The organism is Streptomyces sp. AM6-12, from assembly GCF_044327085.1.
Classification (GTDB): domain Bacteria; phylum Actinomycetota; class Actinomycetes; order Streptomycetales; family Streptomycetaceae; genus Streptomyces.
The window spans coordinates 521,376-538,374 of sequence record NZ_JBIQWN010000002.1 but is presented as its reverse complement, the minus strand read 5'-3'; the positions used below and the strand labels follow the sequence as shown (position 1 = coordinate 538,374).

The following is a 16,999-nucleotide window of genomic DNA, read 5'->3' as shown; positions in this document are numbered from 1 at the left end:
CGGTGTTGCAGCGCCCGTCCGGCAGGGAAACCATCCCGGCATCAGGGGCGAAACGCCCATAGGGGAATGGGAGTCGAGGAACGCACGATGCGGCACCCCCAAGGATCGACCGCGCCGGACGAGTCGCTGGTGGTGACACTGCGCGAGCTGAAGGACCGTACGGGGCTGAGCCTGGCGGCACTGGCCGCGCGCACCCCGTACAGCAAGTCCGCCTGGCACCGCTACCTCTCGGGCGGCAAGCGGCCGCCGCGGCCCGCGGTGGAGGACCTGTGCCGGCTGGCCGACGCCGATGCCACGGCCGTACTGGCGCTGTGGGAGGCGGCCGGGGAACCCGCTGTTCCGGTCCCGCCCGAGGAGAGCCCCGGCCGGCGCTCGTCCTGGCTGCCGCTGTGGGTCCCGGTGTCGGTGCTCGCGCTGTTCGGCGCGGCCACGGCGGTGGCCGCGGCCGTGGCCATGTCCGGGCGCCCGGCATCCGCGCCGGTGGCCCAGCCCCTGAGCGAGGTACCGCGCTGCCACGGGGCGTCCTGCCAGGGCCAGTTGCCCGACGCCTCGGTGTGCGCCCGCGACGCGCAGACCAGGAGCAGGGTCGCCGACCGCGCCTATGCCGTACGGCTGCGCTACTCGCCGTCCTGCGGGACCGCCTGGTCGGAGGTGCGGGTGCGCGGACGGCTGGCCCGCGAGGTGTCGGTCCGCGCGGGCGACGACATCCTCTCCGCGAGCTATCCGGCCGATGATGTGACTGGCGTCAACAGCCCGATGCTGCCGGTGGATTCGCCGCGGGGCGTGGAGGCGTGCGCCGAAGTGGGCGGGAAGGTGGCGTGCACGGGCCTGGACGCGGACGGACCGCCCGTATCGGAGCGCTGAAGCACCGGCCGGGCAGCGCCTCGCCGGGCGGCCGGGGCACCCCGTTCAGGGGAACCGGGGCCGGAAGGCGCGTGAGGGGGCCGGGATCGGTCGACATCTTCTGCCGTGACCGCCGTAGCCCTGCCGTTCATCGCGCCGATGCTCGCCACCCCCGGTTCGCTGCCGCCCGCCGCGCAGGACGCGCGCTGGGCGTACGAGACCAAGCAGGACGGCCAGCGGGTGATGGTCTATCTGCCCGGTGACGGCGGCCTGGTGCTGCGCGCCCGTTCGGGCGAGGTGATCACCGGGGCGTATCCCGAACTGGCGCCGCTCGGCGGCGCACTGGGCGCCACCCCCGCGATCCTCGACGGCGAGGTACTGGCCCTGGACGCGGACGGCCGGGCCGACTTCCAGCTGCTCCAGAGCCGGATGGGCCTCGCCCACGCGCCCGCGCGGGCCGCGCGCCGGGCCGCCCAGGTGCCGGTGCACCTGGTGCTGTTCGACGTGCCGTACCTGGCCGAACCGCTGCTGCGGCAGCCGTACGCCCGGCGCCGCGCCCGACTGCTGGACCTGGGCCTGTCCGGGCCGCACTGGTCGACGCCGGGCGCGGTCACCGGGCACGGCGCGCGGGCGCTCGCGGCCACACGGGAGCACGGCCTGGAGGGCCTGGTGTGCAAGCGGCTGGACTCGGTGTACGAGCCCGGTGTGCGCTCGCGCGCCTGGATCAAGATCCGCAACATGCGCGCCGAGGACGTGATCGTGGGCGGCTGGCTGCCCGGCAAAGGACGCCTGACCGGGCTGCCCGGCGCGGTCCTGGTGGGCCAGCGGGACGCGGCGGGCCGGCTGCGGTACGTCGGCGGGGTGGGCACCGGCTGGAGCGAGGCGGAGCGCACCCGGCTCGCGGAACTGCTCGCGGACGCGGCGAGCGGGCGCTGCCCCTTCGACCCGGCGCCGCGCGTACCGGGCGCCCGCTGGGTGCTGCCCCGGCTGGTCGGGGAGGTCGGTTACAGCACGCGCACCCGCTCGGGTCTGCTGCGTCAGCCGTCCTGGCTGAGGCTGCGTCCCGATCTCTCCCCGCAGGACTCGGCGGCCGACCTGCCCCCGGATTTGGCGTGAGGCCCGCAGGGCTCGGCCGCGGCCCTGACCACGGATCTCACATGAGGTCCACGGGACTCGGCGGCGGACCCGCCCGCGAGCCTGGCACGAGCCCCGAAGGTCTATCGTGTGCGCATGCCGGTTCCCGAACTGATCCGAATCGTCTCCCGTGACTCGCCCATGGCCCTGGCCCAAGTGGAGCGGGTCCGCGCCGAGTTGGCCGCCCTGCATCCGGGGGTGCGCACCGAGGTCGTCCCCGTGAAGACCACCGGTGACAAATGGCTCGGCGATCTGGCGCGGGTCGAGGGCAAGGGGGCGTTCACCAAGGAGGTGGACGCGGCCCTGCTGGCCGGGGCGGCGGATCTCGCGGTGCACTGCCTGAAGGACGTGCCCGCCGACCGGCCGCTGCCCGCGGGGACGGTGTTCGCCGCGTTCCTGAAGCGGGACGACATCCGCGACGCGCTGGTGCACCCGGACGGCCGCACCCTGGACGAACTGCCGGCCGGTACCCGGATCGGCACCTCCGCGGTGCGCAAGATCGCCCAACTGGCCGCCACCCACCCGCACCTGGAGTGCGTGCCGTTCCGTGGCAACGCCAACCGCAGGCTCCGGAAGCTGGCCGACGGCGAGGCGGACGCGCTGCTGCTCGCGGTGGCCGGCCTGGAGCGGATCGGGCGTACCGATGTGATCAGCGAGGTGCTGTCCCCGGAGACGATGATGCCGCCGATCGGCGCGGGCATCCTCGCCCTCCAGTGCCGGCAGGACGACACCGAGCTGATCGACGCGGTCAGCGGGCTCGGCGACCCGGACACCCACCGGGAGGCGACGGCCGAGCGGATGTTCCTGCATGTGCTCCAGGGCCACTGCAACAGCCCGATCTCCGGGTACGCGCACGTGGACCGCAGTGGTGAACTCTCCCTGCGGGCCTGTGTGTTCACGCCCGACGGCAAGGTCAGGCTGAACGCCCACGAATGGGCGGGCCGGCTCGACGCGGCCACCCTCGGCACCTCGGTCGCGGTGGCGCTGCTGCGGCAGGGGGCGCGGGAGATCATCGACGGCATCCCGCACTGAGCGGGGCCGGGGGGCGGCCGGGGCTCAGGCGGTGCCGGGCTCCGTCTGCTCCTTCAGGAAGGCGCTGACCTGGTGGGCCAGGTCGCCCTGCCCGGCGGTCACGGGGGCGGCCTGCGCGGTCGCCTCCTGGACACCGGTGCCGCCCGTCCACAGCCGCCGGTCGGTCCACTCCTCGTCCACCCGCAGCTGCACCTGCACGTCCACATGGGTGAGCGCGGCCTCGGGGGCGGCGGCGTAGAGGACGGCGGTGGCCCGGCGCAGCGGATAGACGTCGAAGCCCTCGATGAACTGGGAGTTGCGCCAGTCGATGAACGCGCCCTCGCCGTCCGGACCGACCCGGACGTCGACCTGGCCGTCCTCCAGATGGATGCCGAAGTGCCGGGTGCCGCGGTTCTCGACCGTCACCCGGACACTGAAGTACGTCAGCCCGGCCGCGGCGTCGTCGCGTCCACGCGGGGGTTCGGCGGCCTCCAGGCGGTGGACGCGGACCCGCAGACCGGCGTGCTCCTCGTACTCCTGCCAGTCACCGACCACGTTCGGCTCGTACACAGCGCCCCTCTCGACCCCGAGTGTCTATCTGTGGGTTCAGTGCACTGTCAAATGAGCGGAATACACCGTGGCCAGGGGGTTCGCCCGCTTTGATCGGCGATCAAGCGCTGCCCAGGAGGAATCCCCCCGCCTCCGCTTCCGGGCGGGCCACGGTGCGTGCCGCACATCACGTTCCCGGCAAGATCACCGGGCCAGCCGGCCGAGCAGCGAGGAGGCCGCGGTGATGCCGAGCGCGGCGGCGATCGCCAGCACCCCGAAGTCGGCGCCGAGATGTGAGGGGGTGCCCAGCAGCAGCCCGCGCAGCGCGTCGACCTGGTAGCTCAGCGGGTTGACCTTGCTGACGGCCTGGAGCCAGCCCGGCATCACGGAGACGGGGTACAGGGCGTTGGAGCCGAAGAACAGCGGCATGGTGATCGCCTGCCCGAAGCCCATCAGCCGGTCGCGGCTGAGCACGATGCCCGCGATGGTCATGGAGAGGCAGGAGAAGAACACCGAGGCGAGGATCACCGCGAGGGCGACGCCGAGCAGCTTCAGCGGGTTCCAGGTCAGGGCGACGCCGAGCAGCGCGGCGATGACGATCACGACGATCGCCTGCACCAGCGATTTCACACCGGCCGCGAACGCCTTGCCGGTGATCAGCGCCGAGCGCGGGGTCGGGGTGACCAGCAGCTTGTTCAGGATGCCGGCGTCCCGCTCCCAGATGATCTGGATGCCGTAGAAGATCGCGATGAACATGGCGGACTGGGCGATGATGCCGGGCGCCATGTAGTCGATGTACGGGATGCCGCCGGTGGGTATCGCCCGGATCCGGGTGAAGGTCTGACCGAAGATCAACAGCCACAGGGCGGGCTGGACGGCGCGGGTGTACAGCTCGGTGCGGTCGTGGCGCAGCTTCTGGAGCTCCACGGTGCACATGGCGAGCACCCGAGCGGGCAGCAGCCGCCAGCCGGCGCGCGGCACCGGGGGGCTGAGCAGCAGCGCGGTGTCCTTGCCGAGGGTGCGGTCAGCCGACGCGGCGTGCGGTGCGGCGGGTGCTTCGGACCTCACGGAAACCTCCTCCGGTGTTGTCGTCGAGGCCGCTGCCGGCGACGTCGCGGAAGACGTCCTCCAGCGTGGGCAGGGTCTCGGTGCCCTTGCGTTCGGCGAGGCCCCGGCGCAGTTCCTCCGGGGTGCCGAGGGCGCGGACGCGGCCGCGGTGCATCAGGCCGACCCGGTCGCAGTACTGGTCGGCCTCGTCCATGTAGTGGGTGGTGACGAGGACGGTCATGCCGGTCGCCTCGCGTACGGCGTTGATGTGCTCCCACACGCCGGTGCGGGCGATCGGGTCGAGGCCGATGGTCGGCTCGTCCAGGATCAGCAGCCGGGGGGCGCTGACCAGGGCCTGGGCGAGTTCCAGTCGGCGGATCATGCCGCCGGAGTAGGTGCCGGCGAGCCGGTCGGCGGCGTCGGAGAGGTCGACGGCGGAGAGCGCCAGGTCCACGCGGGCGGCACGCTCACGGCGCGGCACGTCGAACACTCGGGCGAACAGGGCGACGTTCTCGCGGCCGGTGAGCCCGCCGTCGGCGGACAGCTGCTGCGGGACGTAGCCGAGCAGCCGGCGCACGCCCATGCGCTCCCTGGCCGCGTCGTGCCCGAAGACGCGGACCATCCCGGCGGGGACCGGCAGCAGGGTGGTGATGCAGCGGATGGCGGTGGTCTTGCCGGCGCCGTTCGGCCCGAGGAGCCCGAAGACCTCGCCCTCGCGGACGCCCAGGTCGAGCTCGTCGACGGCCCTGGTCTCACCGAAGGCGTAGACGAGCCCGGTGCAGCTGACGGCCTCGGCCGTGGCGGCGCCCGCCTCGGCCGTGGCGGTGGCCGCCGGTGCCGGGGTGGCGGCTGCCGGTGCCGGGGTGGCGGACGTGTCCGCCGGGTCGGTCGTCATGATGGCGTGCCCTCCGTCCAGGATCCCTCGGGCGCGGCGTGCGCCCCGGCCGGCGCGCTCACGGGCGCCGGCCGGTGGTTCCCGCCGGTCCCGGGCTCCGCGTCGTCCTCGTGCAGCAGGTCGGCGAGCCTGCGCAGGGCCGGCAGGGCCGCGCGCAGGGCGTCGTGGTCGGCTCCGTCGAGGCGGGCGAGATGTCCGCCGACCAGCTCGGCGCGGCGGCGGTGCCAGTCCTCCAGGCGCTTCTCGGCGGCCCCGGTCAGCCGCAGGCGCGCGGCCCGCCGGTCGGCCGGGTCGGTCTCCCGCACCAGGTACTCGTCCCGCACGAGCTGGTTGACCAGCGTCGAGACGGAGTTGCTCGCCAGGTGCAGTTCCTTGGCCGCCTCCGAGACACCGATCCCCGGCCGGGACTCGACCAGCCGCAGCAGCTCCACCTCGGCACCGCGCAGCCGGGGTCCGGCCAGGCCGCCGCGCAGCCGGCGCCGGATCAGTCGCTGGATACCGACGAGCGCGTCGGTCAGCTCCGCCGGGAAGGTCTCGGGCGCGCCGGGCGGCGCGCCGCCGCCGGGCCCGCGTATCGCTTCGTCTTCCACGCCTGAAGATTACCTCTGCTACAGAGGTATCACCCCTCGGGCAGCCCCAAGATGCGGTCAAGAGGACTGAGCCGCTTTCCCTCCTTTCTCCCACTATGAGGTGAATTGTTTTGCGATGTCCGTGAGCGGGAAAACGCAGATATGTGCTTCGGACTGGAGGCACTTCCGTGGGAGCCGGCCCCGTGCGGCCTGACGCCCCCGAGTCCTTTCCCGTGACCGAGCGCGCCCGCCTCCCACGGTGTCTGTCCAACCGGCACCGGCGAGAGAGGTGCGCGCGATGCGTGTCACTGGCAGCACCAAGCCCAGGTCCCACCCCCATCCACATGACGACGCGCCCGACACGGGTGAGTCCTTCGCGCGGCTCGCCGAGCTGCCCGACGGCGCCGAGCGCCAGGCGCTGCGCGACGAGCTGGTACGGCTGTGGCTGCCCATGGCCGAGCGGATCGCCGTACGGTTCCGCGGTCGCGGGGAGTCCCTGGAGGACCTGTACCAGGTGGCCGCGCTGGGGCTGGTGAAGGCCGTCGACCATTACGACCCCGAGCGCGGCCGCGCCTTCGAGGCGTACGCGGTGCCCACCATCACCGGTGAGATCAAGCGGCACTTCCGGGACCACATGTGGACGCTGCATGTGCCCCGCCGGGTCCAGGACCTGCGCAACCGGGTCCGTACGGCCGTCAAGGAGCTGTCCCAGTCCACGCCGGGCCGGCCGCCCACCGTGGCGGAGATAGCCGAGTACACCCGGCTGGAGGAGGACGAGGTGCGCGCCGGGATGGAGGCGCTGGAGTGCTTCTCCGCGCTGTCCCTGGACGCCGAGGTGGCGGGCACGGACGGCTACGCCCTCGGTGACTCGCTGGGCGGTCCCGACCCCGGATTCGACCTGGTGGTGGACCGGGCGGCCGTCAAGCCGTGCCTCGCGGCGCTGCCGGAGCGCGAGCGGACCATTCTCTACCTGCGGTTCTTCGGCGGGATGACGCAGAGCCGGATCGCGCAGCAGCTGGGGATCTCGCAGATGCACGTGTCGCGGCTGCTGAGCGGGTGCTTCGACCGGCTGCGCGAGGAACTGCTCTCGGAGGCGCGGTGAGGCCCCGGTCCGAGCGGGTCCCGGCCGGCTTCAGCCGGGACCCGGCCGGTCCGGGGCGGCCTCCGTGTCGCCGCCGGGGACCTGGACGGGGCCGTACCGGTCCAGGGCATCTTCCAGTTCCGCGCTGATCTCGGGCGGGATCTCGCCGCGGCGGCCCCAGATCAGGATCAGCTCGGCGACGTTGCGCAGCCTGATGTTGGTGTGCTGGGAGACGTCCCGCAGTACCTGCCAGCCCTGTTCCGGGGTGACGCGGCCGAGAGCCACGATCATCCCGATCGCCTGGTCGACCACGGCGTGCGAGGCCAGGGCCTGCTTCAGCTGCTCGACCTCGGCCCGCAACGCGGCGATCCGCTCCGGCTCGCTCTCTGCCATCCCCCCATCGTGCGCAGCCGCCTGCCCCCCTGCCACCGGGGGTACTCGACAGGCGCCCCACCCGCTTCCGGCCGGACACTGGAGCCAGACCGGTGACCGCCGGCACCACAGAGCAGGACGTTACCGAACATGAACCGAGAAACCCCTGTCAGCGACGGAGCGCCCGGCCACGGGCCGCGGGGGCGTGAGGTCATCTCCACGCACTCCGTCTTCGGCGCGCCGTGCTGGGTGAGCCTGACCAGCCGCGACCTCCAGGCCACCCAGGACTTCTACACGGCCGTGCTGGGCTGGCGCTGGCGCGGCGCCAAGCTCGGCGAGCACTTCCGGGTCGCGCTGGCCGACGGGGTGCCGGTGGCCGGGATCGCCGCGGTGGCCTCGATGTGGCAGATGGCGGTGGCGTGGACGCCGTACTTCGCGGTGCCGGACGCGGATGTCGCGGTGGCGCGGGCGCGGGAGCGGGGCGGCACGGCGGCGGTCGGACCGCTCTCCTTCCCACCGGGCCGGGCCGCGCTGCTCGCCGACCGCGACGGGGCCACGTTCGGTATCTGGCAGGGGGAACTGGTCTCCAACTGGGAGGCCTGGCGGCGCGCGGCCCCCACATTCATCCGGCTGCACACCCGCGACGCCTTCGACTCCGCGATGTTCTACGGCGAGATCCTCGACTGGGCGTCCGGCAAGCCGGGGTGCTGCGAGGTCGAGTACGACGGCGACGAGGTCGTCCTGCGCAGCCAGGGCGACGCGGTGGCCCGGATCGACTCGGGCGCGGTGGAGGCCGCCCCGGACCCGTCCGTCCGCCCGCACTGGCAGATCCACTTCGCGGTGTCGGACGTACCCGGCTGCGCCCGCACGGCGGAGAAGCACGGGGGCAGCGTCCTGAAGGAAAACGAGACGGAAGCGATCCTGCGGGACGCGGACGGCGCCCAGTTCACGGTGACGTCCCGCCAGACCCGCTGACCCGGCCCGCGCCCCTTCAGGGCGCGCCCTGAAGGGGCGCGCCCGCCACAACGGCCTAACTCCCCACCTTCGACGCCCGCGTCAACAGCACCAGGCTCCGGGCCTCCACCCGTACCCTCGTGCCCGCCTTGTGTTCCCGCTCGTCCGGCATCCCCTCCGCGTCCGCGGTGTCGATCAGTGCCGTCCAGCGCTCCCCGAACGTCTCGTCCGGCAGCCGGAACACCACCGGTTCCCAGTAGGCGTTGAGGAGGAGCAGGAAGGAGTCGTCGACCAGTCTGCGCCCGTACGCGTCCCGTTCGGCGATCGCGTCGCCGTTGAGGAAGACCCCGACGGAGTGGGCGTCGCCGCGCTGCCAGTCGCGGTCGGTCATCTCGCGGGCGTCGGGACGCAGCCACATCAGGTCAGGCAGCGGCTGCTTCGCGTTCGTCGCGGTCTCGCCGCGGAAGAAGCGGCGCCGGCGCAGCACGGGGTGCGCGGCGCGCAGCGCGATGAGGGCGCGGGTGAAGTCCGCCAGGTTCCGCTGCTCGCCGGTGAGTCCCCAGTCCACCCAGGAGATCTCGTTGTCCTGGCAGTACGCGTTGTTGTTGCCGCGCTGGCTGCGGCCGAGCTCGTCGCCGTGGCAGAGCATCGGGATGCCCTGCGAAAGCAGCAGCGTGGCAAGGAAGTTGCGCTGCTGGCGGCCCCGCAGTTCGAGCACGGCGGGGTCGGCCGTGTCCCCTTCCGCGCCGCAGTTCCAGGACCGGTTGTGGCTCTCCCCGTCCCGGTTGTCCTCTCCGTTGGCCTCATTGTGCTTGTCGTTGTACGACACCAGGTCCCGCAGCGTGAACCCGTCGTGCGCGGTGACGAAGTTGACGCTCGCCCGCGGCCGACGCCTGCTGTGCTGGTACAGGTCGGAGGAGCCGGTCAGCCGGGACGCGAACTCGCCGAGGGAGCCGGGCTCGGCGCGCCAGAAGTCCCGTACGGCGTCCCGGTAGCGGCCGTTCCACTCCGACCACAGCGGCGGGAAGTTGCCGACCTGGTAGCCGCCCTCCCCCACGTCCCAGGGCTCGGCGATCAGCTTGACGCGGCTGATCACCGGGTCCTGCTGGATCAGGTCGAAGAACGCCGAGAGCCGGTCCACCTCGTGGAACTGCCGGGCCAGCGTGGCCGCCAGGTCGAAGCGGAAGCCGTCGACGTGCATCTCGGTGACCCAGTACCGCAGCGAGTCCATGATCAGCTGGAGCACGTAGGGGTGGCGCATCAGCAGGCTGTTGCCGGTGCCCGTGGTGTCGTAGTAGTGCGCCCAGTCCCCGTCCACCAGGCGGTAGTACGAGGCGTTGTCGATGCCCCGGAAGGACAGCGTGGGGCCCAACTCGTTGCCCTCGGCGGTGTGGTTGTAGACCACGTCGAGGATGACTTCGAGGCCGGCCGCGTGCAGCGCCTTCACCATGGCCTTGAACTCGTTGACCTGCTGGCCGCGGGTGCCGAAGGCGGCGTAGGAGTTGTGCGGCGCGAAGAAGCCGATGGTGTTGTAGCCCCAGTAGTTGGACAGGCCCCGGTCCTGGAGCACCCCGTCCTGCACGAACTGGTGCACCGGCATCAGCTCCACCGCCGTCACCCCGAGCGAGGTCAGGTGCTCGATGACGGCGGGGTGGGCGAGTCCCGCGTAGCTGCCGCGCAGCCGTTCGGGGACGTCCGGGTGGGTGCGGGTCAGCCCGCGCACATGCGCCTCGTAGATCACGGAGTCGGCGTACGCGGTGCGTGGCGGCCGGTCGTCGCCCCAGTCGAAGTACGGGTCGGTGACCACGCCCAGCATGGAGTGCCCGGCGCTGTCGGCGGGGGCCGGTCCGTCGGGCGAACGTTCGTACAGGGAGGCGTGGTTGTCGATCTGGCCGTCCACGGCGCGCGCGTACGGGTCGAGCAGCAGCTTTTTCGGGTTGCAGCGGTTGCCGAGCGCGGGCTGCCAGGGGCCGTGCACCCGGTAGCCGTAGCGCTGGCCGGGCGCGATGCCGGGCAGATAGGCGTGCCAGACGAAGCCGTCGACCTCGTGCAGCCGGACGGGCGTCTCCCGGCCGCGGTCGTCCACGAGGATCAGGTCGACCCGCTCGGCGACCTCGCTGAACAGCGCGAAGTTGGTGCCCTGTCCGTCGAAGGAGGCGCCCAACGGGTAGGGCTGCCCGCTCCAGACGGGCAGCCCTTTCCGGGCGGTGCGGGCGCTCACCGGCTGCCCTCCAGGAAGCCACCGGCGGGCGCGGGCGCGGCCAGGACGGCCACCTGGTGCCGGCGCGGCTCGTTCAGGCCCGTGCTGATGAACGGCTCCGGCGGCAGCGGCACCAGCGGCACCCGTTCGCCGGCGCGGGCGCGCTGCGAGAACCAGATGATCTTGCTTCCGGTCTCGGCGGCGCAGCAGCCCCAGCCGTCGCTCATCGCGGCGATGTCCGCGAGGCAGGCGCGCAGATCCTGGTCCGGGCGCAGCTCGGGGTCGTCGTCGCCGAAGGCGGTGATCAGGTGCTGGCCGTTCCACCACATCTCGATGGAGGTGTGCTTGTCACGGGCGTGCTGGTCGATCGCCCGCAGCAGCAGTTCGGCGCCGCGGCAGACGGGGGCCACCAGATTGTCGAGGTCCCAGTGGCGGAGATGGGCGGCCAGGATGCGGCTGACCTGTCCCACCCGTTCCGGGCTGACTTCCACGTCGAGGTGGTAGTAGCAGGGCACTGCGGTCTTCATCGTCGCTTGCTCCTCACCGGCGAAGCTCTCGCTCCCCTCGCCCTGTCCGGGAGGGATCCCGGACACTCAGCGTGAGCGGTGATCGCTTCTGAGTCATCTCCCACGGTGCGGTCGCTACGCCATTCGTGCAACACGAGCACCCACCGCTCCCGCTGGTTGAAGATCCAACAAGACGCTGCGTCCTCGCCCGTGCACCATGAGTGAAAGCCTCGATCGCCGTAACGGCGCCGCGCCCACCCCTGCGCGGACGCCACCCGACCGTCGGGAACGCGCCCAGTCGAGAGCGTGGAGGGTGAACAGGGCCATGCTGCTACCCGCCAAGGCCGAAGTGGCCCGGCAGTTGCGGCGTTACCGGGCGTGGGAGCGCGTGACGCTCGCCTCGCCGTACGACCGCACGGTCCGGGCCACGTTCGAGGACTCGGGGTACACCTTGTGCGTTCTGATGGGCAAACGCTGTGCCCGCGAGGCGGCGGACGCGGCGGAGCGGTATCTGCGCACGAGTCCGGTCGGCTACCTGCGCGAGCAGGACGGCCGGCCGAAGTCGCGCCGTTCGGTGCGAAGGGCGCCGGCTTCGGAGCGGCGTTCCACGGCGCCGAGCTCCTGAGCTGGCACCGTACAAGGCGTTCCCTTCGGGGACCGGCACGGGCCGGCCCCGCTCTCGGATCGCGAAGCCGGGCCGGTGCCCGGCTTCGCGCACGGCGGAGGTGAGATACATGCGCAGGACCCCGGCCATCGGCCGTGTACCGGTACGTGACGTCCGGCCGGCCGTGGAGTGCGGCAGGCGCCCGGCCAAGGCGGTGGCCGGGGAGACCTTCCAGGTCACCGCCACCGTGTTCCGGGAGGGGCACGACGCGGTCGGTGCCAATGTGGTCCTGCGCGATCCCAGGGGCCGGCGCGGCCCCTGGACCCCGATGCGCGAGGTGTCCCCCGGCAGCGATGTGTGGGGCGCGGAGGTCACCCCGGACGTGACGGGCCCTTGGACCTTCCGGGTGGAGGCGTGGAGCCATCCGCTGGCGACCTGGCGGCACACCGCCTCGGTGAAGGTGCCGGCCGGGATCGACACCGGGCTGGTCCTGGAGGAGGGCGCCGAGCTGTACGAGCGCGCCACCGCCGGTGTGCCCAAGGGCCCGGAGCGCGATCTGGTGGCCGCCGCCGCCCGTGCCCTCGGCGACGACTCCCTCTCGGTCCACGAGCGCCTGCGGCCCGCGCTCTCCCCGCGGGTGCGGGAGGTCCTGGAGCGTTACCCGCTGCGGGAGTTGGTGACCGCGTCCGACCCGATGCCGCTGCTGGTGGAGCGGGAGCGGGCGCTGTACGGCTCCTGGTACGAGTTCTTCCCGCGCAGCGAGGGCACGGCCGAGCGGCCGCACGGTACGTTCCGTACGGCGGTGCGGCGGTTGAGGCCGATCGCGGAGATGGGCTTCGACGTGGTCTACCTGCCGCCGGTTCATCCGATCGGCGGCACCTTCCGCAAGGGCCCCAACAACAGCCTCACCGCCGGACCGGACGACGTGGGGGTGCCCTGGGCGATCGGCTCCCCGGAGGGCGGGCACGACGCGATCCACCCCGACCTCGGCACCCTCGAGGACTTCGACCACTTCGTCGGCGAGGCGCGGAAGCTGGGCCTGGAGGTCGCGCTCGATTTCGCGCTTCAGTGCTCCCCGGACCACCCCTGGGTGCAGAAGCACCCGGAGTGGTTCCACCACCGCCCGGACGGGACGATCGCCTACGCCGAGAACCCGCCGAAGAAGTACCAGGACATCTACCCGATCGCCTTCGACGCCGACATGGACGGTCTGATCGCGGAGACGGTCCGGGTGCTGCGGCACTGGATGGACCACGGGGTGCGGATCTTCCGGGTGGACAACCCGCACACCAAGCCGGTGGTCTTCTGGGAGCGGGTCATCGCCGAGATCAACCGCAAGGACCCGGACGTGATCTTCCTGGCGGAGGCCTTCACCCGCCCGGCGATGATGCACACCCTCGCGCAGATCGGCTTCCAGCAGTCCTACACCTACTTCACCTGGCGCAACACGAAGCAAGAACTGACCGAATATCTCACCGAGTTGACCGGTGAGGCGGCCGCCTACATGCGGCCCAACTTCTTCCCCAACACCCCGGACATCCTGCACGCCTACCTCCAACACGGCGGTCGTCCCGCCTTCGAGGTCCGGGCCGTGCTCGCCGCCACCCTCTCCCCCTCCTGGGGCATCTACAGCGGCTACGAGCTGTGCGAGAACACCCCGCTGCGGGAGGGCAGCGAGGAGTACCGCGACTCCGAGAAGTACCAACTCCAGCCGCGGGACTGGGAGTCGGCCGCACGTGAGGGGCGTACGATCGCACCGCTCATCACCCGGCTGAACGCCGTCCGCCGTGCCCACCCGGCGCTACAGCGCCTGCGCAACCTCCGTTTCCACCGGACCGACAACGACGCCGTGCTCGCCTACAGCAAGAGCACGGGGCCGGACACGGTCATCGTGGTCGTCAATCTCGACCCGCACCACGCCCAGGAGGCCACGGTCTCGTTGGACATGCCGCAACTCGGCCTGGACTGGGACGCCGACCTGTCCGTACACGACGAACTGACGGGCGAGGCGTACCACTGGGGCAGGACCAACTACGTGCGCCTCACGCCGGGCCGCGCGCCGGCGCACGTGCTCCACGTCCAGCGATCGACGCACCGGAACGGAGGGCCCGCAGCGCCATGACCGTGAACGAACCCGTACTGGACACCTTCGAGGACACCCCCGCCCGCGACCGTGACCCGCAGTGGTTCAAGCGTGCCGTCTTCTACGAGGTCCTGGTCCGCTCCTTCCAGGACAGCAACGGCGACGGCGTCGGCGACCTCAAGGGCCTGACCGCCAAGCTCGACTACCTCCAGTGGCTCGGCGTGGACTGCCTGTGGCTGCCGCCCTTTTTCAAGTCCCCTTTGCGGGACGGCGGTTACGACGTCGCCGACTACACCGCCGTACTGCCGGAGTTCGGCGATCTCGCCGACTTCGTGGAGTTCGTGGACGCCGCCCACCAGCGCGGTATGCGCGTGATCATCGACTTCGTCATGAACCACACCAGCGACCAGCACCCGTGGTTCCAGGAGTCCCGCAACGACCCCGACGGACCCTACGGGGACTACTACGTCTGGGCCGACGACGACAAGCAGTACCAGGACGCCCGCATCATCTTCGTCGACACCGAGGCGTCCAACTGGACGTACGACCCCGTGCGCGGCCAGTACTACTTCCACCGCTTCTTCTCCCACCAGCCGGACCTCAACTACGAGAACCCGGCGGTGCAGGAGGAGATCCTGGCCGCCCTGAAGTTCTGGCTGGACCTGGGCATCGACGGCTACCGGCTGGACGCGGTCCCCTACCTCTACGCGCAGGAGGGCACCAACTGCGAGAACCTGCCGGCCACGCACCAGTTCCTGAAGCGGGTGCGCCGGGAGATCGACGCGGGGTACCCGGACACCGTGCTGCTCGCGGAGGCCAACCAGTGGCCGGAGGACGTGGTCGACTACTTCGGGGACTTCCCGAGCGGCGGCGACGAATGCCACATGGCGTTCCACTTCCCGGTCATGCCGCGCATCTTCATGGCCGTACGCCGCGAGTCCCGCCACCCCGTCTCCGAGATCCTCGCCAAGACGCCCGCGATCCCGTCCGGTTGCCAGTGGGGCATCTTCCTGCGCAACCACGACGAGCTGACCCTGGAGATGGTCACCGACGAGGAACGCGACTACATGTGGGCCGAGTACGCGAAAGACCCCCGGATGCGCGCCAACATCGGCATCCGCCGCCGCCTCGCGCCGCTCCTCGACAACGACCGCAACCAGATCGAGCTGTTCACCGCCCTGCTGCTCTCCCTGCCCGGCTCGCCGATCCTCTACTACGGCGACGAGATCGGCATGGGCGACAACATCTGGCTCGGCGACCGCGACGCCGTCCGCACCCCCATGCAGTGGACCCCCGACCGCAACGCCGGCTTCTCGACCTGTGACCCCGGACGGCTGTACCTGCCCACGATCATGGACCCGGTCTACGGCTACCAGGTCACCAATGTCGAGGCGTCGATGTCCTCGCCGTCCTCGCTGCTGCACTGGACCCGGCGCATGATCGAGATCCGCAAGCAGAACCCCGCCTTCGGTCTCGGCTCGTACGACGAACTCCAGTCCTCCAACCCGGCGGTGCTCGCCTTCTTGCGCGAGTACGAGGACGACCTGGTGCTGTGCGTGCACAACTTCTCGCGCTTCGCCCAGCCCACCGAGCTGGACCTGCGGGCCTACGACGGCCGCCATCCGGTGGAGCTGATCGGCGGAGTGCGCTTCCCCGCCATCGGTGAACTGCCCTATCTCCTCACCCTTCAGGGCCACGGCTTCTACTGGTTCCGGCTCACCCGAGTCGCATCCCGCATCGGCCGCCGCCGCTGAGCGCACGGCGCCGGGGAAAGGACGCGTCACCATGCCGAAGACCATCACCCTCCGGCCGAGAACCGCGGCCGGTGTCGACGGCCCCCTCGCCTCGCTCGGCGGCCTGCTGCGCGAGTGGCTGCCGCGCCAGCGCTGGTTCGCGGGCAAGGACCGGCCCGTGACCGATCTGTCGGTGCTCAGTGTGACCGAGCTGTTCCCCGGATGTCTGCATCTGCTGGTGCACGCCTCGCACGCGCCGGTGCCCACCCCCGGTGGCACTCCCCCGCCGGGCGACTGCTACCAGCTGCTGCTGGGCGTGCGCGAGCAGCTCGCGCCGCGCCTGGAGCGGGCGTTCATCGGACGGGCCACCGCCGGGCCGCTGGCCGGGCTCGCCGTCTACGACGCGCTCTACGACCCGCGCTCGGCGAGCCTGCTCCTGGAGCGGCTGCGCCGGCCGGGCAGCGCGGGCCCGCTGCGCTTCGGGGCGGACCCCGCCGCCCCGGTCCCCGGCGGCCTGCCGCCGCGACTGCTGGACGCCGAGCAGTCCAACACCTCGCTGGTGTACGGGGACGCGTACATCCTCAAGCTGTTCCGCCGCATCCAGCCGGGCATCAACCCGGACCTGGAGGTGTCGGCGGCGCTCGCCGCGCAGGGCTGCACCCGCGTGCCCGCGCCGGTCGCCTGGTTCTCCACCAGCGCACCGCGCCCGGCCACGCTCGGGGTGCTCCAGCCGTTCCTGCCGGACGCCACCGACGGCTGGACGCTGGCGCTGGGCGCGCTCGCCGCGGGCGACGACTTCACCGCCGAGGCCCGTGAGCTGGGCCGTGCCACCGCCGAGGTGCACCTCGCGCTGGCCGAGGCGTTCCCGCCGGCCGGGCCCGATGAGAACGGGCGACCCGCCGAGGCCATGTGCGCACGCCTGGAGGCCGCCGCGCACGCCGTGCCGGGCCTGAAGCCGTACGTGCCCGGTCTGCGGGCAGCGTTCGGGGCGCTCGCCACCTGCGACACCGGGCCGCCCGCCCAGCGCATCCACGGCGATCTGCACCTCGGGCAGGTGCTGCGGGCCGGCCGCGACTGGTTCGTCATCGACTTCGAGGGCGAGCCGTCCAGGCCGCTTGCCGAGCGGCGGGCCCCGCAGTCCCCGGTGCGGGACGTGGCGGGGATGCTCCGCTCCTTCGACTACGCGGCCCGGCAGCGCCGCCCCTGGCGACCCGAATGGGCGCGCCGCTGCCGGGAGGCGTTCTGCGCGGGCTACGCGGCCCGCGCGGGCTGGGACCCACGCAAGAAGCACGCGCTGCTGCGCGCGCACGAGACGGACAGGGCGGTGTACGAGGTGCTGTACGAGGCGAGACACCGGCCGGACTGGCTGCCGGTACCCATGGCCGCGATCAAGCGGCTCGCGGTGTGGGGAGGCTGAC

General features: G+C 72.0%; 16 protein-coding genes. 9 read left to right on the top strand and 7 right to left on the bottom strand.

Going from position 1 to position 16,999, the window contains the following annotated elements; translation table 11 throughout:
• Positions 1 to 87 precede the first annotated feature (87 nt).
• The 3 genes from ACE4Q9_RS30765 (at position 88) to hemC (ending at position 3,009) form a co-directional block, all read left to right on the top strand.
• Positions 88 to 864, top strand: a complete 777-nt coding sequence (locus ACE4Q9_RS30765; RefSeq protein WP_397987788.1) for a DUF2690 domain-containing protein — start codon at positions 88 to 90, stop codon at positions 862 to 864.
• Between the two features lie 138 nt (positions 865 to 1,002).
• Positions 1,003 to 1,959 carry an ATP-dependent DNA ligase gene (locus ACE4Q9_RS30760; RefSeq protein ID WP_397988275.1) on the top strand — a complete coding sequence of 319 codons (957 nt, stop codon included), beginning with the start codon at positions 1,003 to 1,005 and terminating at the stop codon, positions 1,957 to 1,959.
• A gap of 108 nt (positions 1,960 to 2,067) precedes the next feature.
• Positions 2,068 to 3,009 (top strand): hydroxymethylbilane synthase, encoded by a 942-nt coding sequence (gene hemC / locus ACE4Q9_RS30755; protein WP_397987787.1) that lies wholly within the window; start codon positions 2,068 to 2,070, stop codon positions 3,007 to 3,009.
• 24 nt (positions 3,010 to 3,033) lie between these two features.
• On the opposite strand, the gene ACE4Q9_RS30750 is transcribed toward hemC, so the two are convergent.
• The 4 genes from ACE4Q9_RS30750 to ACE4Q9_RS30735 form a co-directional block, all read right to left on the bottom strand.
• A complete protein-coding gene (locus tag ACE4Q9_RS30750; RefSeq protein WP_397987786.1) occupies positions 3,034 to 3,558 on the bottom strand; it encodes a hypothetical protein in 525 nt (174 codons plus the stop codon).
• 183 nt (positions 3,559 to 3,741) lie between these two features.
• Complete coding sequence (locus ACE4Q9_RS30745; protein ID WP_397987785.1) at positions 3,742 to 4,605, bottom strand: ABC transporter permease; 864 nt, start codon at positions 4,603 to 4,605, stop codon at positions 3,742 to 3,744.
• Complete coding sequence (locus tag ACE4Q9_RS30740; RefSeq protein WP_397987784.1) at positions 4,562 to 5,479, bottom strand: ATP-binding cassette domain-containing protein; 918 nt, start codon at positions 5,477 to 5,479, stop codon at positions 4,562 to 4,564. The genes ACE4Q9_RS30745 and ACE4Q9_RS30740 overlap by 44 nt, the downstream gene beginning before the upstream one ends.
• Positions 5,476 to 6,054: a MarR family winged helix-turn-helix transcriptional regulator gene (locus tag ACE4Q9_RS30735; protein ID WP_397988274.1), complete on the bottom strand. Its 579-nt coding sequence runs from the start codon at positions 6,052 to 6,054 to the stop codon at positions 5,476 to 5,478. Before ACE4Q9_RS30735 ends, ACE4Q9_RS30740 begins: the two co-directional genes overlap by 4 nt.
• A 292-nt stretch (positions 6,055 to 6,346) precedes the next feature.
• Between ACE4Q9_RS30735 and ACE4Q9_RS30730 the strand changes: the two genes are divergently transcribed.
• A complete protein-coding gene (locus ACE4Q9_RS30730) occupies positions 6,347 to 7,150 on the top strand; it encodes an RNA polymerase sigma factor SigF (RefSeq protein WP_397987783.1) in 804 nt (267 codons plus the stop codon).
• Positions 7,151 to 7,180: 30 nt separating this feature from the next.
• Here ACE4Q9_RS30730 and ACE4Q9_RS30725 read toward each other — a convergent pair whose 3' ends face one another.
• Complete coding sequence (locus ACE4Q9_RS30725) at positions 7,181 to 7,522, bottom strand: ANTAR domain-containing protein (protein ID WP_397987782.1); 342 nt, start codon at positions 7,520 to 7,522, stop codon at positions 7,181 to 7,183.
• Positions 7,523 to 7,651: 129 nt separating this feature from the next.
• On the opposite strand from ACE4Q9_RS30725, the gene ACE4Q9_RS30720 reads away from it, so the two are divergent.
• Positions 7,652 to 8,476 (top strand): VOC family protein, encoded by an 825-nt coding sequence (locus tag ACE4Q9_RS30720; protein ID WP_397987781.1) that lies wholly within the window; start codon positions 7,652 to 7,654, stop codon positions 8,474 to 8,476.
• 55 nt (positions 8,477 to 8,531) lie between these two features.
• Here ACE4Q9_RS30720 and glgX read toward each other — a convergent pair whose 3' ends face one another.
• Positions 8,532 to 10,676, bottom strand: coding sequence for a glycogen debranching protein GlgX (glgX, locus tag ACE4Q9_RS30715; RefSeq protein WP_397987780.1), 2,145 nt, complete (start codon positions 10,674 to 10,676; stop codon positions 8,532 to 8,534).
• Positions 10,673 to 11,182, bottom strand: a complete 510-nt coding sequence (locus ACE4Q9_RS30710) for a pep a2 (protein WP_397987779.1) — start codon at positions 11,180 to 11,182, stop codon at positions 10,673 to 10,675. The genes glgX and ACE4Q9_RS30710 overlap by 4 nt, the downstream gene beginning before the upstream one ends.
• A 304-nt stretch (positions 11,183 to 11,486) precedes the next feature.
• Between ACE4Q9_RS30710 and ACE4Q9_RS30705 the strand changes: the two genes are divergently transcribed.
• From ACE4Q9_RS30705 to ACE4Q9_RS30690, 4 genes are all read left to right on the top strand, one after another.
• Entirely contained in the window at positions 11,487 to 11,786 is a 300-nt protein-coding gene (locus ACE4Q9_RS30705; protein ID WP_397987778.1) for a DUF5133 domain-containing protein, read from the top strand.
• Between the two features lie 109 nt (positions 11,787 to 11,895).
• Positions 11,896 to 13,887 (top strand): alpha-1,4-glucan--maltose-1-phosphate maltosyltransferase, encoded by a 1,992-nt coding sequence (locus ACE4Q9_RS30700; protein ID WP_397987777.1) that lies wholly within the window; start codon positions 11,896 to 11,898, stop codon positions 13,885 to 13,887.
• Positions 13,884 to 15,602 (top strand): maltose alpha-D-glucosyltransferase, encoded by a 1,719-nt coding sequence (gene treS, locus ACE4Q9_RS30695; protein WP_397987776.1) that lies wholly within the window; start codon positions 13,884 to 13,886, stop codon positions 15,600 to 15,602. Before ACE4Q9_RS30700 ends, treS begins: the two co-directional genes overlap by 4 nt.
• Before the next feature lie 31 nt (positions 15,603 to 15,633).
• Positions 15,634 to 16,998, top strand: coding sequence for a maltokinase (locus ACE4Q9_RS30690; RefSeq protein WP_397987775.1), 1,365 nt, complete (start codon positions 15,634 to 15,636; stop codon positions 16,996 to 16,998).
• Position 16,999: the final 1 nt, after the last annotated feature.